Consider the following 17,166-nt stretch of genomic DNA (forward strand, 5'->3'; position numbering starts at 1 on the left):
CAGCGAGCAGGAATGGGTTGATCGGTGACACAACGCAACGATCCCTTCTTCGACGGTGGCCCGCGCGGTGCGCGCCCTCCGCAGCCCAACCTGCGCCTGGCCGATCCGGCGCCCGAGCCGCCCGATGCCGGCCAAGCCGGCCATGCCGCCGATCCCTTGCTGGACGAGCGTGCCGACCTGAACGTCGACCCCTTGCTGGCGGCCTTGGCCTGGCTGACGCGCCACCATGGCCGCGCGCGCTCGCCCGAATCGCTGCGCGCCGGCATGCCGGTGGAGGGCGCGCTGGCACCCAGCCAGGCCTTGCGCATGATGCGCGAGGCCGGCTACAACGCCGGCCTTCTGCGCAAGCCGATCGAGGACATCAGCCCCTTGCTGCTGCCCGCGGTGCTGCTGCTCAAGGAGGGCGATGCCTGCCTGCTGGTCAAGCATCTGGATGCCGAGGCCGGCGGCCAGCCGCGCTTCGAGGTGGTGTTTCCGGGCGAGCAGGCCCAGTCCTGCACCGCCAGCCTGGCCGAGCTGGAGCCCGAATACAGCGGCTTCATGATTGCGGTGACGCCGCAGGAGCAATCCCAGGCCCAGCAGCGCAGCGATGCCTTGCTGCCGCCGATGAGCCAGCATTGGCTGTGGGGCACGCTCAAGCGCTTCATGCCCTATTACCGCGCCGCCATGCTGGCGGCCCTGCTCAGCAATGTGCTGATGCTGGTGTCGGGCCTGGTGACCTCGGTGATCTACGACAAGGTGATCCCGCACCAGGCCACGGTGACGCTGTGGACCCTGGCGATAGGCGCGGCCATTGCGCTGGTGTTCGACCTGGTGGCACGCCAGCTGCGCAGCTATCTGATCGACCTGGCGGGCCGCAAGGCCGACCTCATCATCGGCTCCAAGCTGTTTCGCCAGACCCTGGGCGTACGCATGGAGCACAAGCCGCAGTCGGCCGGCTCCTACGCACATTACCTGGCTCAGGTGGAGGTGGTGCGCGACTTCTTCACCTCGGCCACCATGTCGGCGCTCTCGGACCTGCCCTTCGTGCTGGTGTTCGTGGCCATGACCTTTGTGATCGGCGGGCCGCTGGGCTGGGTGCTGGTGTTCGTGATCCCGATGGTGATCGCGGTCAACATCGCCATCCAGGGGGTCTTGCGCAAGGCCATGCACACCAATATGGCCGAGATGGCCGATCTGCACGGCACCCTGGTGGAGGCGATCGAGGGCCTGGAAGACCTCAAGACCTCGGGCGCCGAGGGCCGCTTCCTGCGCCGCTATGAAAACGGACTGTCGATCGCCGCCGCCTCCTCGCTGCGCGCGCGCTACCTCACCAGCTGGAGCGGCAACATCTCCGCCAGCCTGCAGCAGGCCATCACCCTGGTGATGCTGGTATGGGGCGTCTACCTGATCAAGGACGGCGAGATCACCTCGGGCGCCCTGATCGGCGCGGTGATGTTTGCCGGCCGCGCACTCGCGCCGCTAGGCAGCCTGGTGGCGCTGGCCTCGCGCTACCAGGGCGCGCGCAACGCGATGATTTCGCTGGACCAGATGATGAACGCGCCCGCCGAGCGCGAGGCCAGCCGCAACTATGTGCCGCTCAGCAAGCTGAACGGTCGCCTCGGCCTGCACGAGGTCGGTTTCGCCTACCCGCCGGTGGGCCAGCTGGCCTCGCCCAAGGTGCTCAGGGGCGTGAGCCTGAAGATCGAGCCGGGCGAGCGCGTGGCCGTGCTGGGTCGCATCGGCAGCGGCAAGAGCACCATACTGCGCCTGCTGGCCGGGCTTTACCAACCCACCGAGGGCATGGTGGAGGTGGATGGCATCGACCTGCGCCAGATCGACCCGGCCGAGTTCCGCGCCCGCGTCGGTTTTGTTTCGCAGGAGCCGCGCCTGTTCCATGGCACGCTGCGCGACAACGTGCTGATGGGCCGCGCCCACCTGGATGCCTCGCACCTGGTCGAGGTGGCCAAGCTCACCGGCCTGGACCGCGTGGTGGCCGCGCATCCGCTCGGCTGGGATCTGCCGGTGGGCGAGATGGGCGGCCTGCTGTCGGGCGGCCAACGCCAGCTGGTGGCGCTGGCGCGCAGCCTCGTGACCAAGCCGCAGATCCTGCTGATGGACGAGCCCACCAGCTCGATGGACGCGCAGTCCGAGATGGCCTTTTTGCGCCAGCTGCGCGACGCCGCCGGCGCCTGCACCCTGATCGTGGTGACGCACCGGCCGGCGGTGCTGGAGCTGGTGCAGCGCGTGATGGTGATCGACGCCGGCCGCCTGGTGGTGGACGGCCCGCGCGACCAGGTGCTGGCCGCGCTCTCGGGTGTCAAGCCGACACCGGCCGCCGCCGGCGACGGTGCGGCCGCCTCCAATCTGCATATGCATCCGGCCACCCAGCCGGTGCAGCGTTCCGCTTCGCTTTGACGAACTATGGCCAAGCCCGCTAAGTCCAAGGAACTGGCGCTGCGCCCCGAGGAGGCGATGTTCGTCTCGGCGGCGGTGAGCGCGCAGATCAACGAGCCCCTGCCACGCGCCACCTGGGCCATTTACCTGATGCTGGTGGTGGTGGTGACGGCGATCGCCTGGGCCTCGGTGGCGCGCGTCGACGAGATCACGCGCAGCGACGGCAAGGTGGTGCCCGACGGGCGCGAGCAAATCATCGCCAGCCTGGAAAGCGGCATCCTGCAGCAGCTGCTGGTGCGCGAGGGCATGCAGGTCGAGGCCGGCCAGGAGCTGGCCCAGCTGGACCCCACGCGCGTCGAGGCGCAGCAAAACGAGGGCCAGGCCAAGCGCGTGGCGCTCTTGGCCCAGGTCTCGCGCCTGCAGGCCGAGGCCTATGGGCGGCCCTTGAGCTTCCCGCCCGAGGTGCAGGCCCTGCCGGCCATCGCCCAGGCCGAGACCGAGGCCTTCGAGGCGCGGCGCCGCCTGGTTGACGAGGCGGTGAGCAGCATCAACCGCAGCGCTGGCCTGGTGGAGCGCGAGCAGCGCATGGCCCAGGACATGGCCACGCGTGGCCTGATGTCGGACGTCGAGGTGATGCGCCTGACCCGCCAGGTCAACGAGCTGCATCAGCAGCGCGCCGAACGCATCAGCCGCTTCCGCCAAGAGGCCAGCAGCGAGCTGGTGCGCGCCAAGACCGAGCTGGCCCAGGTGGACGAGCAGATGGTGGTGCGCCACGACGCGATGAGCCGCACCGTGCTGCGCTCGCCGGTCAAGGGCATGGTCAAGAACATCCGCATCAACACCGTGGGCGGCATCGTCACCGGCGGCGCGCCCATCATGGAGATCGTGCCGCTGGGGCCGCGCGTGCTGGTGGAGGCGCGCATCAAGCCGCGCGATGTGGGCTTTGTGCGCGTGGGCCAGACCGCCGAGGTCAAGCTCACCGGCTACGACTTCAATGTCTACGGCGGGCTGGAGGGCAAGATCGAGGTCATCAGCCCCGATGCCATCAGCGACGGCGCCGACAAGAGCGGCGACGGCAGCTATTACCGCGCCATCGTTGCGGCCGAGCGCAACAACCTGCACTTCAAGGGCAAGACCCTGCCGGTGATACCGGGCATGACCGCGCAGGTGGAGATACGTACCGGCGAACGCACCGTGCTGAGCTATCTGCTGCGGCCGATGATGAAGTCGCAGGAAGCGCTGCGCGAGCGCTGATTTGCGCCGCGCAAGGGCGCTTGTTTGGCGCTTAAGTTTTGCCACCCTGTGATGTAGTACGGCTCATGTCGAGCAAGTACTCTTCTACTCAAGCGAAATGGCGCGCCGGCCTGCTGGTATTGGCAGCCGCCATGCTGCTGGGCCAGGCCGCTGCCGCGCCGCGCGGCGCAAGGGCACAACAGAACCCGCCCGGTGCCGATGGTGCCCTGCAACCCATCAAGACCGCTGAGCCCGTCAAGCAAGCGACACCGACGGCCACCGCGCCCGGCATGCGCAAAACGGCAACCGTGCCCAGCGCAAGCCCGCTCGTGCCGCCCGTACCGCCCAGCCGCTGCAACGAGGACGATGCCGTACCGTCAGCCAGCGCTCGCAGCAACGACACCCTGGAGATCAGCGACAGCGACCCGCGTGCGCAGCTGCTGAGCCTGATGGACGCGGCGCGCGAGCGCAGCCGCACGGTGGGCGCGATGCGCCTGCTGCGCGAGGCCGCCGACGCCGAGATCCGCGAGGCCAAGGCCGGCGCCATGCCCAGCGCCAGCGTGGCGGGCATGCTCAATGGCGTGCAGAGCTCGGTGCGCGGCGTGGAGCAGACCAAGGGCGGGCAGGGGCGCCTGAACCTGAATGTGATCTACCCGCTGTATGACGCGGGCCGGGTCGAGAAGCTCACCGAGTGGCGCGTCGCGCTGGCCGAGGCCGCGCGCCTGGGCCAGAGCAGTGTGGAGGAGCAGCTGGCGCTGCAGACCGTCTCGCTGGCGCTGGAGCGCAGCCGCTACCTGCTGGTGGGCCAGATCTACAAGCAGTACGCACGCAAGATGGCCTGCCTGGTGGACGCGCTGGAGATCATCACCAAGGCCGACCGTGGCCGCGCCAGCGAGCTGGTGCAGGCGCAGAAGAGCCTGCAGCAGGCCGAGCTGGCCTATGAACAGAACCTCACCACGCTGCGCCAGACCGAGGTGCGCATGCGCCGCCTGGTGGGCGACCAGCTGCCCGCCAGCGCCAGCATGAGCGTGGTGCTGACCAAGCTGCCCGACCTGGCCGAGCTGGAGCGCGACATCCTCGACGCGCCCGACGTGGCCCAGGCCAGCGCGCAGGCGCAGGCACAGCGCAGCTATGCCGAATCGGTGCGCGCCGGCCAGAAGCCCAGCGTGAATCTGAGCGTGATCGGCGCGGCCGTGGGCGGGCAGGGCCGGTCCACCGACTGGGCCGGCGGCGTGTCCGTCAACATCCCCCTGCTGCAGCCCGGCGCCGACCATACCCTGAGCGCCGCGCAGCGCCGCGCCGAGGCGGCAGCGCTGCAGCGCGACGAGGCCATCGAGGCCAAGCGTTATCGCCTGATCGAGATGAACGACGCCGCCGCCGCCTCGCTGGACCGCGCGCGCCGCGTCGTCGAGATCCTGCGCAACAGCGACCGCGTGCGCGCCTCCACGCTGCAGCAATGGCAGCAGCTGGGCCGGCGCTCGCTGTTCGACGTGATGGCCGCCGAGGGCGACTACTACGGCATGCGCGTGGCCCATGTCAGCGCGCTCTACGATACCCAGCAGGTGGTGGCGATGATGTGGTCGATGGGCCGCGGCGTCGGCGCCAGCCTGCGCTGAACGACAAGCAGAGGAGCAAGCCTTGGACAATGCAGAACTGATCGCCTCGGTGCTGAACGACTGGTGGTATTACAGCGTCGAGCTGGCGCCCGGTGTGATGGCCAGGGGCGTGGACACGCCGCAGACGCCCATGCTGCCGCGCATGATGCTGCGCAACTGCAATCTGCGCGGCATGGACTGCCTGGACATCGGCAGCATGGAGGGCCTGATCCCCACGCTGATGTGCCGCCAGGGTGCGAAGAAGGTGCTGGCCACCGATGCGATCCCGCATTGCCAGAAGAAGATGGACGTGCTGCGCCAGGTCTACGGCGTGAACTTCGACTTCCAGCAGGTGGGCCTGCTCTATGACCTGAGTGCCAAGCTCAAGGACCATGGCGGCTTCGACTTCATCAATCTCTCGGGCGTGCTCTACCACGTCTACTCGCCCCTGCATGTGCTGGCCGGCATACGGCCACTGCTGAAGAAGGGCGGGCTGATGGTGGTCTCCACCAATGTGATGCGGCGCGAGGGCTACAGCCTGGAGTTCAACAACGCCGGCAAGCTGCAGACCGAAACGAATACCTTCTGGTACCACTCGGTGCCCATGCTCGAATACCTGCTGCGCTACTTCAACCTGGTGCCGCTGGATTTCCTTTACCTGCCGCACTCACCCGTGAACCCGCACAATTATGTGCCCGGCCAGGACAGCGGCTATATGTCGGTGGTGTGCCGCGCGGTCGACGAGGCCACGACGCCCAACTACCCCGACCCCTGGGCGGCGCGCACCCATATCGCCTCCTGGGAATACCTGGCGCTGTGCAACCGCGAGATGATGGCCAAGCAGCCGGTCTCCAGCATCTCCTACCGCGGCGACCATGACCGTGCCAATGCGGCCACCGACGCCACCGGCATCACGCTGATGGACCACATCATGGACCCGGCCCGCATCGTCGCCAGCGTGGACGACTCCAGGAACTCGCAGTTCCTGCATTTGTCGGATATGTACTGAACGGCGGCGGGTCGTCGGCGAAGCCTGCCCGCTCAGCCTTCAGCGAAGGCGGGGAGGGGCGGACGGCAAAGCCCTGGGCGGGTGGCCGCTGCGGCCCGGCTGCGCAGGGCTTTGCCAACACCGCTGCGCGCGCGCGCCCAGGGTGCTGCCAGCCTGCGTGGCAGTTCGTGAACACGCGGGCATGCCCGCGAACCCAAGAGGTCAGCGAGGCGTCACCGGCCCTCGGCTGCGCGCCGGATTACCAACCCACAACTCCCCATCCGGCACATCCTTGGTGACCACGCTGCCCGCGCCTATCATCGCGCCGGCGCCTATGGTCAGGCCGCCCAGCACGGTGGCGTTGGCGCCGATCGAGGCGCCGGCCTTGATAAGGGTGCGCTGGAAGGCCTCGGGGTATTGCTTGGAGCGGGGGTAACGGTCGTTGGTAAAGGCGACGTTGGGGCCGATGAAGACATCGTCCTCCACCGTGATGCCGTCCCACAGCTGCACGCCGCATTTGACGGTGACGCGGTCGCCCACGATCACATCGTTTTCGACAAACACCTGGGCGTTGAGGTTGCAGTCGCGGCCTATGCGCGCGCCGGCCAGCACCACGGTGAACTGCCAAATGCGTGTGCCGGCGCCGATCTGGCTGCTCTGCACATCGGCGAGGGGATGAATTTGGGGGGCTTGCTCGTTCATTCGGTGGGTACTTGGCCGACGATGCGGCAGGGGTTGCCGGCGATGATGCTGTTGGGCGGCGCCTGGAACTTCGGCGTGACCACCGTGCCGGCCGAGATGATGCAGCCCGCGCCTATGCGCGCGCCCTTGAGGATGATGACGCTCGAGCCAATGAAGACGTCGTCACCTATCTCCACCGCCAGCGGGCGCTGGTCGGCCATCTGGCGGCGCGCCACCGGCAGCTCGTGCGCGTTGGTGTCCATCACTTGCAGATCGGTGCCTATCAGGCAGCGTTTCCCTATGCGTATGCCGGCGCCCTCGGAGAGCAGCATGGCGCGGTTGTTGATCGTCGTGCCGGCGCCGATCTCGATCAGCGCACCGGGCGTGCGTGCCTCCACATAGCTGCAGCCATAGCTGCCGGGCGAGAGCGGCACGCCAAACACCACATCGGGCGCCAGGCGGATGCGGCCATGGCCCTTGAAGAGCGTGGGCGTGAGCAGGTTCACACGGCGTGGCGCCGTGGGCGACTCGGTCAGCACCTCGACGATGGCCTTGTTGGAGACATGGAAGAAGTAGTGCACCAGCAGGCCGCGCACCATGGCCTCCAGGCGCCCGGGCTCGGTGCCGCTGATCAGGGCCTGGTAGCGTTCCAGCTTGAGTGCCATGCTGCGCACTGACGCTCAGAAGCGATGGGTGGTCTGGAACTCGGTCCAGGCCTGGATGAAGCGTTCTTCGGCACCCGCCTCCTCGCGCGCCAGCGCCGGCAGGATGCGCAGGAACTCCTGCATATCGGCCTGTTCCGCGTAGTCCAGCTGCAGCGAGGGGCCGATGACGCGGTAGCAGGCCAGCAATTGCTCGCGCGAGAGGCGGCCCAGCCGGTGCGCGCCCAGCGCCATGGCGGTGTAGCCCAGGAAGGCGCCCTTCATGAAGGGGCCCATGCGGTCGGCCGAATTGCCGCTGCCGCCGACGCGGAAGAAGCCCAGATGATCCTGGATGAAACCGACGGGGCCGCGCAGGCTGGCGTTGACGAAAAAGCCCAGGTCCCAGATGCCTGCATAGGACACGCCGCCCAGCTCGGGCCTGAGCAGCAGCTCGCAGCTGCCGGCGCGCAGCACCGCATTGGAAAACTCGCCGAACCAGTTCTCGCACTTGGCCACCGTGGTCATGAAGACCACATCGCTGTCCAGCATCAGCAGGCGGTTCGGGTGCTGCGACACCTGCGGCGGCACCGGCAGGCCCACCACCAGGGGCAGGCCGTTCTCGTTGGCGGTCCAGCGCCGGCTGATGCTGCAGGAGAGCTCGGCCGAGGCATGGGTAACCAGATGGCGCTGGTAGAACTCGGGGTAGATGACGTCGTCGTCGAACAGCAGATGCACCAGCTCGGAGCTGCCATTCCATTGGCGTATCAGGTGCTTGACGTTGGCGTAGGCGCCCTGGCGCGGCCCCTCGATCACCTCGATGGGCAGGCGCTGGCGCAGCCCCTGGTGGGCCTCGGACATGAGTTCCTGGCGGAACTCGCCATTCGGGCTGTCGTCCGAGATCAGGATGCGCTTGGAAGGGTAGGTCTGGTGGCGCAGGCAGGCCAGCAGCTCGCGCACGTATTTGGGCTTGTAGGCCGGGATCAGGGTGGTGATGTCCATGGTGCCGGGTCTTGCCTTCAGAGCCCGGCCAGGGTCTGCTTCAGCGCCGCGATCACCTCGCGCGTTTCGGCCTCGGTCTGGGTCGGGCCGATCGGCAGGCTCAGCACCTCGTGGTGCATGGCCTCGGAGATCGGATAGCTGCCCGGGCCCCTCTCCATGAAGGCATAGGCGGGCTGCAGATGCGGCGCCACCGGGTAATGGATCACCGTGGCAATGCCAGCCTCGGCCAGGCGCAGGGCCAGCAGGTCGCGCTGCGCATGCCGCACCACGAACAGATGCCAGGCCGGCTCGGCGTAGTCGGGCACCCGGGGCAGGCCCAGGCCCCGGCCGGTCAGGCCGGCCAGACCAGTCAGATACTGGGCCGCCACCGCCGCGCGCTTCTCGTTCTCGGCCTCCAGCGCGTGCAGCTTGGCGTTCAGCAGGGCGGCCTGGAGCTCGTCCAGGCGCGAGTTGAAACCGATCACCTTGTTGTGGTACTTGCGCTTGGAACCGTAGTTGCGCAGCGCGCGCAGGCGCTCGGCCAGGGCCGCATCGTTGGTGGTGATGGCGCCGCCATCGCCCAGGGCGCCGAGATTCTTGCCGGGGTAGAAGCTCCAGGCCACGGCGTCGCCATGGCCGCCCAGGCGCTGGCCCCGGTAGCGCGCGCCATGGGCCTGGGCGCCGTCCTCCAGCACGCGCAGGCGGTGGCGCTGGGCCAGCTCAAGGATGGGGTCCAGATCGGCCGGCTGGCCGTACAGATGCACCGGCATGATGGCACGGGTGCGCGGCGTGATGGCGGCCCGGATGCGCGCCGGGTCGATATTGAAGGTAGCCTGGTCGGGCTCCACCGGTACCGGCGTGGCGCCCGCATGGGTCACGGCCAGCCAGCTGGCGATATAGGTGTTGGAGGGCACGATGACCTCGTCGCCCGGGCCTATGTCCATGGCGCGCAGCGACAGCGCCAGCGCATCCAGGCCGTTGGCCACGCCCACGCAATGGCGCGCGCCGCAGTAGTCGGCATACGCCTGTTCGAAGCGCTTGAGCTCTTCGCCCATGATGAACCAGCCCGAATCGAGCACGCGCTCGAAGGCCTGCATCAGCGCCTCTTTGTGCGCCAGGTTGATCTGCTTGAGGTCGAGAAAGGGAACGGGCATATCAGTTTTCTTCTTCGTCTTCTGCTGCTTGAACGGCTTGCAGGAAGTCCGCGTAATCGCGGATGTAGTCGGCGGCGTCGTAGTAATCGGAGGCAAACACCATCAGCAGCGCGTCGGGCGTGTGCTTGTACTGGATGCCCCAGGTCATCGGGGGCAGGTAGAGGCCGCGATTCGGTGCGTTCAGCTCCACCTCGACCTTGCGCTCGCCGTCGTCGGCCACCACCGAGCAGCTGCCGCGCAGGCAGATCAGGAACTGGTGACAGCGGCGATGCGCATGTTCGCCGCGGATCTCGCGGCTGGGCACGCCGAACACCATGAAATAGCGCTTGGGCGTGAAGGGAATCTGGCGCTCGAACTCGCCCACCGTGAGGTTGCCGCGCATGTCGGGCACGATGGGGAACTGGTGCACGCTGACGCCGCGCACGCTGGTGGCCTCGACACTGGACGGGCCGCTGCCGGGCGCCGGCCCAGCCTCGTGCAAGGTGTCGACATAGCCGACGATGCTGGCCGGGTTGCCCTCGACGATGGCATTGGGCGGCACCGCGCGCGTCACCACCGCGCCCGGTCGCACCACGGCCTTGGCCGCGATCACCACGCCGGCCAGCACGGTGGCATTCGCGCCGACGCGCACGCCCTGGCACAGCCGGGTCGCCTGGCCGGCCTCGCAGTCCACCAGGGCGGCGTTGGCATCGAGCTGCACGCCGGCTTCGAGCGTCACACCGGCGCCCACATAGGCACCGCTGCGCAGCACGCAGCCGGGCGCCAGGCTTGCGCTGGGGTCGAGATGGGCGCGCGGATCAATCTGGCTCATGGCCAAGAGTAGAGCACAGGGTTTGGGGCCGAGCCCGGGGAGACGCGCGGGCTTTCCTGGCTAAATCAGCGGCAGTTGCTGCCAGCCCTCATCGCGCCAGCTCTGGTGCGTGTGGCCGTGCAGCGCCGTAGGGCCGTCGGCATGCCGTTCCGGCATCGGGCGCGGCGCCTCGGGCGTAAAGGGCGCGGCCGGGGCCAGCAACTCGGTCAGCGGCGGCAGATTGGCATGGGCGCTGCGCGTGCCCTCGCCGGTGAGCCAGACGTCGGCCAGCGCCGCGCTGCTGCCATCCTCGCGCCGGTAGCTGGCGGTGAGGCCCAGCAGATTGCCATGGTCGATCTCCTTGCCGGCGTGCGCCTGCAGGTCCAGCTCGGTGATGCCCAGTTCGGCCAGGGTCTTGAGTTCGCCCGGGTCGCTCTGGCCATTGCTGTTGGCATCGATCCAGACGCGCAGGTTCTTGAATTCGGCGTCGGCGGCGCTGAGCTTGCCGTCGTGGTTGCTGTCCAGCGCCGCCATGGCGGCAAAGCCGTCGCGCGCGCGGCTGCCGTCGGGCAGGCGGGTGGCGCTGCCGAACAGCTCGCTGCCGTCGTTGATGCGGCCGTCGTGGTTGCGGTCCATCGCCAGCAGGCCATCACTGGGCGCCACCCAGGCCACCCGTCCGTGCTGGCCGCTGGCATTCAGGTCGAAATGCACGCCCTGGGCGGCGGCCAGGGTGCGCACGCCGTCGCCGTTCAGGTCCAGCATCACCGGGGTGGCGAGGAAATAGGCGCTCAGCTGCGCGCCCGACATGACGCCGATGTCGCTGGTCTCGAAGGCCGCGATCTGGGCCGTGCTCATCGCCGCGATGTCCTCCACCTGCAGGCCGGGGATCTGGGCGGTGGTGAGGGCCACGATGTCGGCGGTGCTGATAGAACGGATCTGGGCGGTGGTGAAGGCGCTGACCTGGGCGGTGCTGAGGCTCGCGAACAGGCTGGTGCTGATCGACGCCACCTGCTCGTTGACCAGGCTGGCGATATGCGCGGTGGACAGGCGCGCGAACTGCGCCGTGCTGAGGGCATTGAGGTCCTCGGTGGACAGGCCCGCCACCTGGGCATTGGTGAGCGAGCCGACCTGGGCGGGCGTCAGCGCGGCGATCTGCGTGGTGCTGAGGCCGGCCAGCTGCTCGGGCGCGAGCGCGCGCAGCGAGGCGCTGGAGAGCACCGCCAGGTCGCGCGTCTCGATCGCCGCGATCTGCTGCGATTGCAGCGCCGCCACCTGCGCGGTGGTGAGGTTGGCGAATTGCTGGGTGCTGAGCGCGACGATGGCGGCGCTGCTGAGCCCGGCGAAGGCGCTGGCGCTCAGGCCGCGGATCGCGCTGCTGCTCAGCGCCGCCAGGTCGGCGGTTTCCAGTGCGGCAATCTGGGTGGTGCTCAGGCCCGCCACCTGGGCGCTGCCGAGCGCGGCGAACTGCGCCGTGCCCAGGGCGTTCAGCGCCTGGGTCGAGAGCGCCGCGAGCTGGCCGGAACCGAGCAGGGCGATCTGCGCCGGCACCAGGGCCGCGATCTGGGCCGAGCCCAGTCCCTCGAACTGCGCTGGCGTCAGCGCCTTGAAGGCGGCCGTGGCGAGCGCGCCGATGTCGCGCGTCTCGATCGCCGCGATCTGGCTGCTGCTGAAGCCGGCCACCTGGGCCGAGGTGAGCGCGGCGAATTGATGGCTGCCCAGCGCCACGATGGCGGCCGTGGAGAGACCGCCCAGCATGCTGGCGCTGAAGCCGCGTATGCCGCTGCTGCTGATGGCCGCCAGGTCGGCGCTCTCCAGCGCGGCGATCTGCGCGGGCTTGAGCCCGGACAGCTGCGCGCTGCTGAGCGCGGCGAACTGGGCCGTGCCCAGCGAGTTGAGCACTTGGGTGGCGAGCGCGCCGAGCTGGGCGCTGCTCAGCAGCGCCACCTGACCGGGCGAGAGGGCGCCCAGCTGCGCGCTGCTCAGGGCTGCGAACTGGGCCGGCGTCAGGGCCTTGAAGGCGGCGGTGGAAATGGCCGCGATGTCCTGGGTCTGGATCGCGGCGATCTGGCTGGAACTCAGCGCCACGACCTGTGCCGTGCTCAGGGCCGCAAACTGTTCGGTGCTCAGGGCCACGATGGCGGCGCTGCTGAGCGCGGCAATGCCGGCGCTGGCCAGCCCCTTGAGTGCGCTGCTGCTGATGGCCGCCACGTCGGCGGTCTCCAGCTTGCCGATCTGCTGCGGCGTCAGCGCCGCCAGCTGGGCGCTCGTGAGCGCGGCGAACTGCGTGGTGCTGAGGCCGTTGAGCGCCTGCGTGCTCAGGGCCGCCAGCTGATGGTTGCTGAAGGCCGCCACCTGGGCCGGGGTGAGGGCCGCGATCTGCGCGGGGGTCAGGCCTTGCAGCTGCGAGTCGGCAAAGCCGCGGATCGCGGCCGTGCCCAGGGCCACCAGGTCCTGGGTCTCGATGGCGGCGATCTGCGAGGCCTTCAGCGCCGCCATCTGGCCCGATCCGAAGGCGCCGAACTGCTCGGAGGTGAGGGCGGCGATCTGTTGCGGCTGCAGGGCGGCGATGGCCTGGGTGCCCATGGCCTTGATGCCCGCGGTGCTGAGCGCGGCGAGGTCCTGCAGCTCCAGTTTGGCGATCTGATCCGGACGCAGCGCCGCCACCTGGGCCGAAGCAAGTGCGGCGAACTGGCTGCTGTCCAGCGCATTCAGCTGGGCACTGCTGAGCGCCGCCAGCTGGGCGGTGGTGAGCGCGCTCACCTGGAGGCTGCTCAGCGACTGCAGTTGCTCGGGCGTCAGCCCTCCGAGCTGCTGGGTCGCCAGCGCGCGCAGCGCGGCGCTGCCGAGCTGGGCCAGATCGGCGGTTTCGATCGCCGCGATCTGGCTGGCGCTGAGTTTGCTGGTCTGCGCCGAACTCAAGGTAGCGAACTGCTCGCTGGTGAGCGCGGCGATGCCCGCCGGGCTGATGGCCGCCATCGCGGCGCTGCCCAGGGCCTTGATGGCGCTGGTGCTCAGGGCCGCCAGGTCTTCCAGTTGCAGCGCCGCGATCTGGGCCGTGGAGAGGCCCGCCACCTGCGCGCTGGTGAGAGCAGCGAATTGTTCGCTGCTGAGCGCGTTGAGCGTCTCGGGTGCGAGTTTGCCAAGCTGCTGGCTGCTGATGGCCGCGATTTGCAGGCTGTTGAACGATTGCAGCTGGGTCGAACTCAAGCCCTCCAGCTGGGCCGCGGAAAGCGCGCGCATCTGCGCGCTGCCGAGGGCGTCCAGCTGCTCGGGCGACAAGGCCCTGAGCCCCTGGCTGCTGAGCTTGGCGATGTCGCGCGTCTCGATCGCGGCGATCTGGCCGCTGCTCAGGCTCGCCAGCTGTGCGCTGCTCAGCGCGGCAAACTGCGCCGTGCCCAGGCCCACGATCTGTGCCGTCGTCAGGCTGGCCATCACCTGGGTCGTCAGGGTGGCGAGATCGGCGGTTTCCAGCGCGCCCAGCTGGGCGCTGCTGAAGGCCAGCACCTGGCTGCTGGTGAAGGCCGCGAACTGCTTGCTGGTGAAGGCGTTCAGGTCGGCCGTGCCGAGCTTGGCGATCTGCTGGGTGGTGAGCGCCGCCACCTGGAAGGCGGTGAGTGCCGGCGTCTGCGCCGAGGTGAGGGCGTTGATATGGGCGCTGGAGAGCAGTTGCAGATTGGCGGTGCTGAGCGAGGCCAGGTCGCGCGTCTGCAGTGCCGCCATCTGCTGGGTGGTGATGCCGGGTACCTGCGCACTCGTCAGGTTGGCGAACTGCACCGCGCTCAGGGCATTCAGCTGGGCCGTGCTCATCGCCGCGATCTGGGTCGAGGTGAGCGCGGCCGCCTGGTCATCGCTGATGGCCAGGGGGTCGGCGGGCGGCGCCTGGCCGAACAGGATCAGCAGGCGCTGGGTGATGGAGCCAAGCATCGCGATGTGTGGCCAATATTGCAGACATGCGGCGGGCGGAGGCGGTGCACGCAGGCCCCACCTCCGCCCTCCGCAGGCTGATCTTGCATCAGATCAGCGGCACACCCTTGTTGTTCTCGTCGTCCTCCGGTCGCTTGAGCGGCAAGAGATGGGCATGCAGTTCGGCCTCGCGGTGCTGCGCCGCCGTCATGATGCCGCCGCCGCCAGGCATCACCTCCATGCTGGGCGCCGCCAACAGATCGTTCAGCTTGACATCGGTGGGCGGGCTCGCCTCGCCGTCCTGCGGCTTTTCCTTGCGGAACCAGACGTCGGCCATCGCATGGTCGGCACCATCCCCGGTCTTGTAGCTGGAAACCAGACCCAGCAGATTGCCATGGTCGTAGCTGCTGCCCGTCTTGGCGTGCAGATCCAGTTCGACGATGTTGAGCTCGGTCAGTGTCTTCAGCTCGCCGGCATCGGTCTTGCCGTCGTGGTTGGCGTCCACCCAGACTCGCAGGTCCTGGAAGTGCACGTCGGCCGCCGTCAGCTTGCCATCGTGGTTGCTGTCCTCCATGGACATGGCGGCGTAGCCGTCTCCGGCGCGCTGGCCGTTGGCCAGGCGGGTGGCCGCGCCAAACAGCTCGGCGCCGCTGTTGATGATGCCGTCGTGGTTGCGGTCCATCACCAACAAGCCGTCGCTGCCGGCAGTCCAACCCACCTTGTCGCGCGTGCCGGTGTCCATGATGTCGAAGCGCACACCATCGGCAGCCGAGACGGTGCTGATGCCATCGCCGTTGAGGTCCAGAACCACCGGCGTGACGGACAGCAGCGCACTGAGCTGAGCCCCGCTGAGCAAGCCGATCTGGTCGCTGGTGATCGCGTCGTAGGAGGCCATCGTGAGCGCCGCCAGGTCGCGGGTCTCGAAGGCTGCCAACTGCACGCTGGACAGCGCGCGGATCTGATCGGTGGTGAAGGCCGCGGCGTGATCCGTGGTCATGGCCACCAGCTGTGCGGTGCCCATTACGGAGATTTCCGTGGTCGTCAGCGACACCCACTGATCTGTGCTCAGGGCCGCGATGGACGCGGTGCTGAGGGCGCGCAGATCGGCGGTCTCCAGGTGCGAGATCTGCAAGGTCGTCAGCGCCGAGACCTGGCTGGCCGTCATCACCGCAAACTGGCTCGAGGTGAAGGCGTTCAGGTCAGCGGTGTTCATGGTCGCCAGCTGATCGGTGCTCAGCTGGATGACCTGCGCCGCCAGCGACTGCAGCTGGGTGGACGACAGGGCATCGATCTGATCGCTGGTCAGCGCCCGCAGCGAGTTGGGGTTGAGTGCGCGCAGATCGGCGGTCTCCAGATTGCTGATCTGCAGCGTGCTCAGTGCCATCACCTGGTCGGTAGCGAGGGCCGCGAACTGTGCCGTACCCAGCGCGTTCAGGTCGTCCGTGGTGAGGTGGTTGATCTGGTCCGTGCTGAAGGCCGCCACCTGGGCCGTGGTGAACTTGCTGAACTGATCGCTGGTGAAGGCATTCAGGTCAGCGGTGTTCAGGCTCAGGATCTGGTCGGTACCCAGGGCCACGATCTGGCTGGAGGTCAGCGCCTGCAACTGGCCATTGGTCAGGGCATCGAGCTGGTCGCTGGTGAGAGCGCGCAGGGTCGCAGTGCCCAGGGCCTTGAGATCGGCGGTCTCGATCGCCGCGATATGCGCGGTCGAGAAGTCGCCTATCTGGGCCGAGGTCAGCGCCGCCACTTGGGCCGAGCTGAGCGCGACGATGTCCGCAGTGGCCAGGCCGGCGATCTGTGTCGAACCCAGCGCCGCCACCTGGCTGGCGGTGAGCTGGCCGATCTGGTCGGAGTTCAGCGCCGCGATCTGGTCGGAGCTGAGCGCCTGCAGGGCTGCCGTGCCGATGGCACGCAGGTCGGCCGACTCCAGCTTGGGCAGCTGCACCGAGGTGAGGGCGGCGACCTGCTCGCTGGTCATCGCGGCGAACTGCGCGGTGCCGAGGGCGTTGAGGTCCTCCGTCGTCAGATGGCCGATCTGGTCGCTCGTCATCGCGGCCACCTGGGCCGAGGTGAACTTGGCGAACTGGTCCGAGGTCAGCGCGTTCAGATCACCGGTGTTGAGACCGCGCACCTGGTCGGTGCTGAGTGCGGCCACCTGGGCGCTGGTGAGCGCCTGCAGCTGGCCATTGCTCAGTGCATCGAGCTGGTCGCTGGTCAGGGCGCGCAGTGCCGAGGTCGAGAGCGACTTCAGGTCGGCCGTCTCGATGGCGGCAATCTGTGCGGTCGAGAAATCGACGATCTGCGCCGAGCTCAGGGCCGCGATCTGCGCCGAGCTCAGGGCCACGACGTCGGCCGTGCTCAGGCCAGGCAGATGGTCGCTGGTGAGCGCGCCGATCTGGCCGGTGGTGAGCTGGCCGATCTGGTCACTCGTGAGGTTGGCAATCTGATCCGAGTTCAGCGCACGCAGGGCTGCGGTGCTGATCGCACGCAGATCGGCGGACTCCAGCTTGGGCAGCTGTACCGAGGTCAGCGCCGCCACCTGCTCGGTGCTCATGGCTGCGAACTGTGCGGTGCCCAGGGCGTTCAGGTCCTCGGTAGTGAGATGCCTGATCTGGTCACTGCTCATCGCGGCCACCTGGGCCGAGGTCAGCTTGGCGAACTGATCCGAGGTCAGCGCATTCAGGTCGCCGGTATTGAGGCCGCGTACCTGGTCGGTGGTCAGGGCCGCTACCTGGGTGGAGGTGAGGGCCTGCAGCTGGCCGTTGGTGAGCGCGTCGAGCTGGTCGCTGGTCAGCGCACGCAGGGCCGAGGTCGAGAGCGCCTTCAG

The 17,166-nt window shown here is 68.5% G+C and carries 11 protein-coding genes; 4 read left to right on the top strand and 7 right to left on the bottom strand.

Annotation, left to right across the window (positions count from 1 at the left end):
* Window positions 1–24: 24 nt before the first annotated feature.
* The 4 genes from WG898_RS08025 (at window position 25) to WG898_RS08040 (ending at window position 6,213) form a co-directional block, all read left to right on the top strand.
* On the top strand, window positions 25–2,397 hold the full coding sequence (locus WG898_RS08025) for a type I secretion system permease/ATPase (protein WP_339602229.1): 2,373 nt from the start codon (window positions 25–27) through the stop codon (window positions 2,395–2,397).
* A 6-nt stretch (window positions 2,398–2,403) separates the two neighbouring features.
* Window positions 2,404–3,630, top strand: coding sequence for an HlyD family type I secretion periplasmic adaptor subunit (locus WG898_RS08030; RefSeq protein ID WP_339602230.1), 1,227 nt, complete (start codon window positions 2,404–2,406; stop codon window positions 3,628–3,630).
* Between the two features lie 65 nt (window positions 3,631–3,695).
* Window positions 3,696–5,225: a TolC family protein gene (locus WG898_RS08035; protein WP_339602231.1), complete on the top strand. Its 1,530-nt coding sequence runs from the start codon at window positions 3,696–3,698 to the stop codon at window positions 5,223–5,225.
* Between the two features lie 22 nt (window positions 5,226–5,247).
* On the top strand, window positions 5,248–6,213 hold the full coding sequence (locus tag WG898_RS08040) for a class I SAM-dependent methyltransferase (protein ID WP_339602232.1): 966 nt from the start codon (window positions 5,248–5,250) through the stop codon (window positions 6,211–6,213).
* Window positions 6,214–6,414: 201 nt separating this feature from the next.
* Here the strand turns inward: WG898_RS08040 and WG898_RS08045 are convergent, their stop codons facing one another.
* The 7 genes from WG898_RS08045 to WG898_RS08075 form a co-directional block, all read right to left on the bottom strand.
* Complete coding sequence (locus WG898_RS08045) at window positions 6,415–6,894, bottom strand: acyltransferase (RefSeq protein WP_339602233.1); 480 nt, start codon at window positions 6,892–6,894, stop codon at window positions 6,415–6,417.
* Window positions 6,891–7,538: an acyltransferase gene (locus WG898_RS08050; protein ID WP_339602234.1), complete on the bottom strand. Its 648-nt coding sequence runs from the start codon at window positions 7,536–7,538 to the stop codon at window positions 6,891–6,893. The genes WG898_RS08045 and WG898_RS08050 overlap by 4 nt, the downstream gene beginning before the upstream one ends.
* Before the next feature lie 15 nt (window positions 7,539–7,553).
* Window positions 7,554–8,513, bottom strand: a complete 960-nt coding sequence (locus tag WG898_RS08055) for a glycosyltransferase (RefSeq protein ID WP_339602235.1) — start codon at window positions 8,511–8,513, stop codon at window positions 7,554–7,556.
* Window positions 8,514–8,530: 17 nt separating this feature from the next.
* On the bottom strand, window positions 8,531–9,646 hold the full coding sequence (locus WG898_RS08060) for a DegT/DnrJ/EryC1/StrS family aminotransferase (protein WP_339602236.1): 1,116 nt from the start codon (window positions 9,644–9,646) through the stop codon (window positions 8,531–8,533).
* A 1-nt stretch (window position 9,647) separates the two neighbouring features.
* A complete protein-coding gene (locus tag WG898_RS08065) occupies window positions 9,648–10,457 on the bottom strand; it encodes a WxcM-like domain-containing protein (RefSeq protein ID WP_339602237.1) in 810 nt (269 codons plus the stop codon).
* 60 nt (window positions 10,458–10,517) lie between these two features.
* Window positions 10,518–14,360, bottom strand: coding sequence for an SPM autocatalytic domain-containing protein (locus WG898_RS08070; protein ID WP_339602238.1), 3,843 nt, complete (start codon window positions 14,358–14,360; stop codon window positions 10,518–10,520).
* A gap of 88 nt (window positions 14,361–14,448) precedes the next feature.
* On the bottom strand, window positions 14,449–17,166 hold a 2,718-nt coding region (locus WG898_RS08075; RefSeq protein WP_506546823.1), incomplete at its 5' end, for an SPM autocatalytic domain-containing protein.

Origin of the sequence: Paucibacter soli (genome assembly GCF_037482845.1) — a bacterium.
GTDB classification, from domain to species: Bacteria; Pseudomonadota; Gammaproteobacteria; order Burkholderiales; family Burkholderiaceae_C; genus Paucibacter_B; species Paucibacter_B soli.

Bases quoted from the DNA above. Each gene is read 5' to 3' on its own strand.
- WG898_RS08060 (WP_339602236.1), bottom strand. From the start codon at position 9,646: ATGCCCGTTCCCTTTCTCGACCTCAAGCAGATCAACCTGGCGCACAAA.
- WG898_RS08070 (WP_339602238.1), bottom strand. From the start codon at position 14,360: ATGCTTGGCTCCATCACCCAGCGCCTGCTGATCCTGTTCGGCCAGGCG.
- WG898_RS08045 (WP_339602233.1), bottom strand. From the start codon at position 6,894: ATGAACGAGCAAGCCCCCCAAATTCATCCCCTCGCCGATGTGCAGAGC.
- WG898_RS08035 (WP_339602231.1), top strand. From the start codon at position 3,696: ATGTCGAGCAAGTACTCTTCTACTCAAGCGAAATGGCGCGCCGGCCTG.
- WG898_RS08050 (WP_339602234.1), bottom strand. From the start codon at position 7,538: ATGGCACTCAAGCTGGAACGCTACCAGGCCCTGATCAGCGGCACCGAG.
- WG898_RS08065 (WP_339602237.1), bottom strand. From the start codon at position 10,457: ATGAGCCAGATTGATCCGCGCGCCCATCTCGACCCCAGCGCAAGCCTG.
- WG898_RS08030 (WP_339602230.1), top strand. From the start codon at position 2,404: ATGGCCAAGCCCGCTAAGTCCAAGGAACTGGCGCTGCGCCCCGAGGAG.
- WG898_RS08055 (WP_339602235.1), bottom strand. From the start codon at position 8,513: ATGGACATCACCACCCTGATCCCGGCCTACAAGCCCAAATACGTGCGC.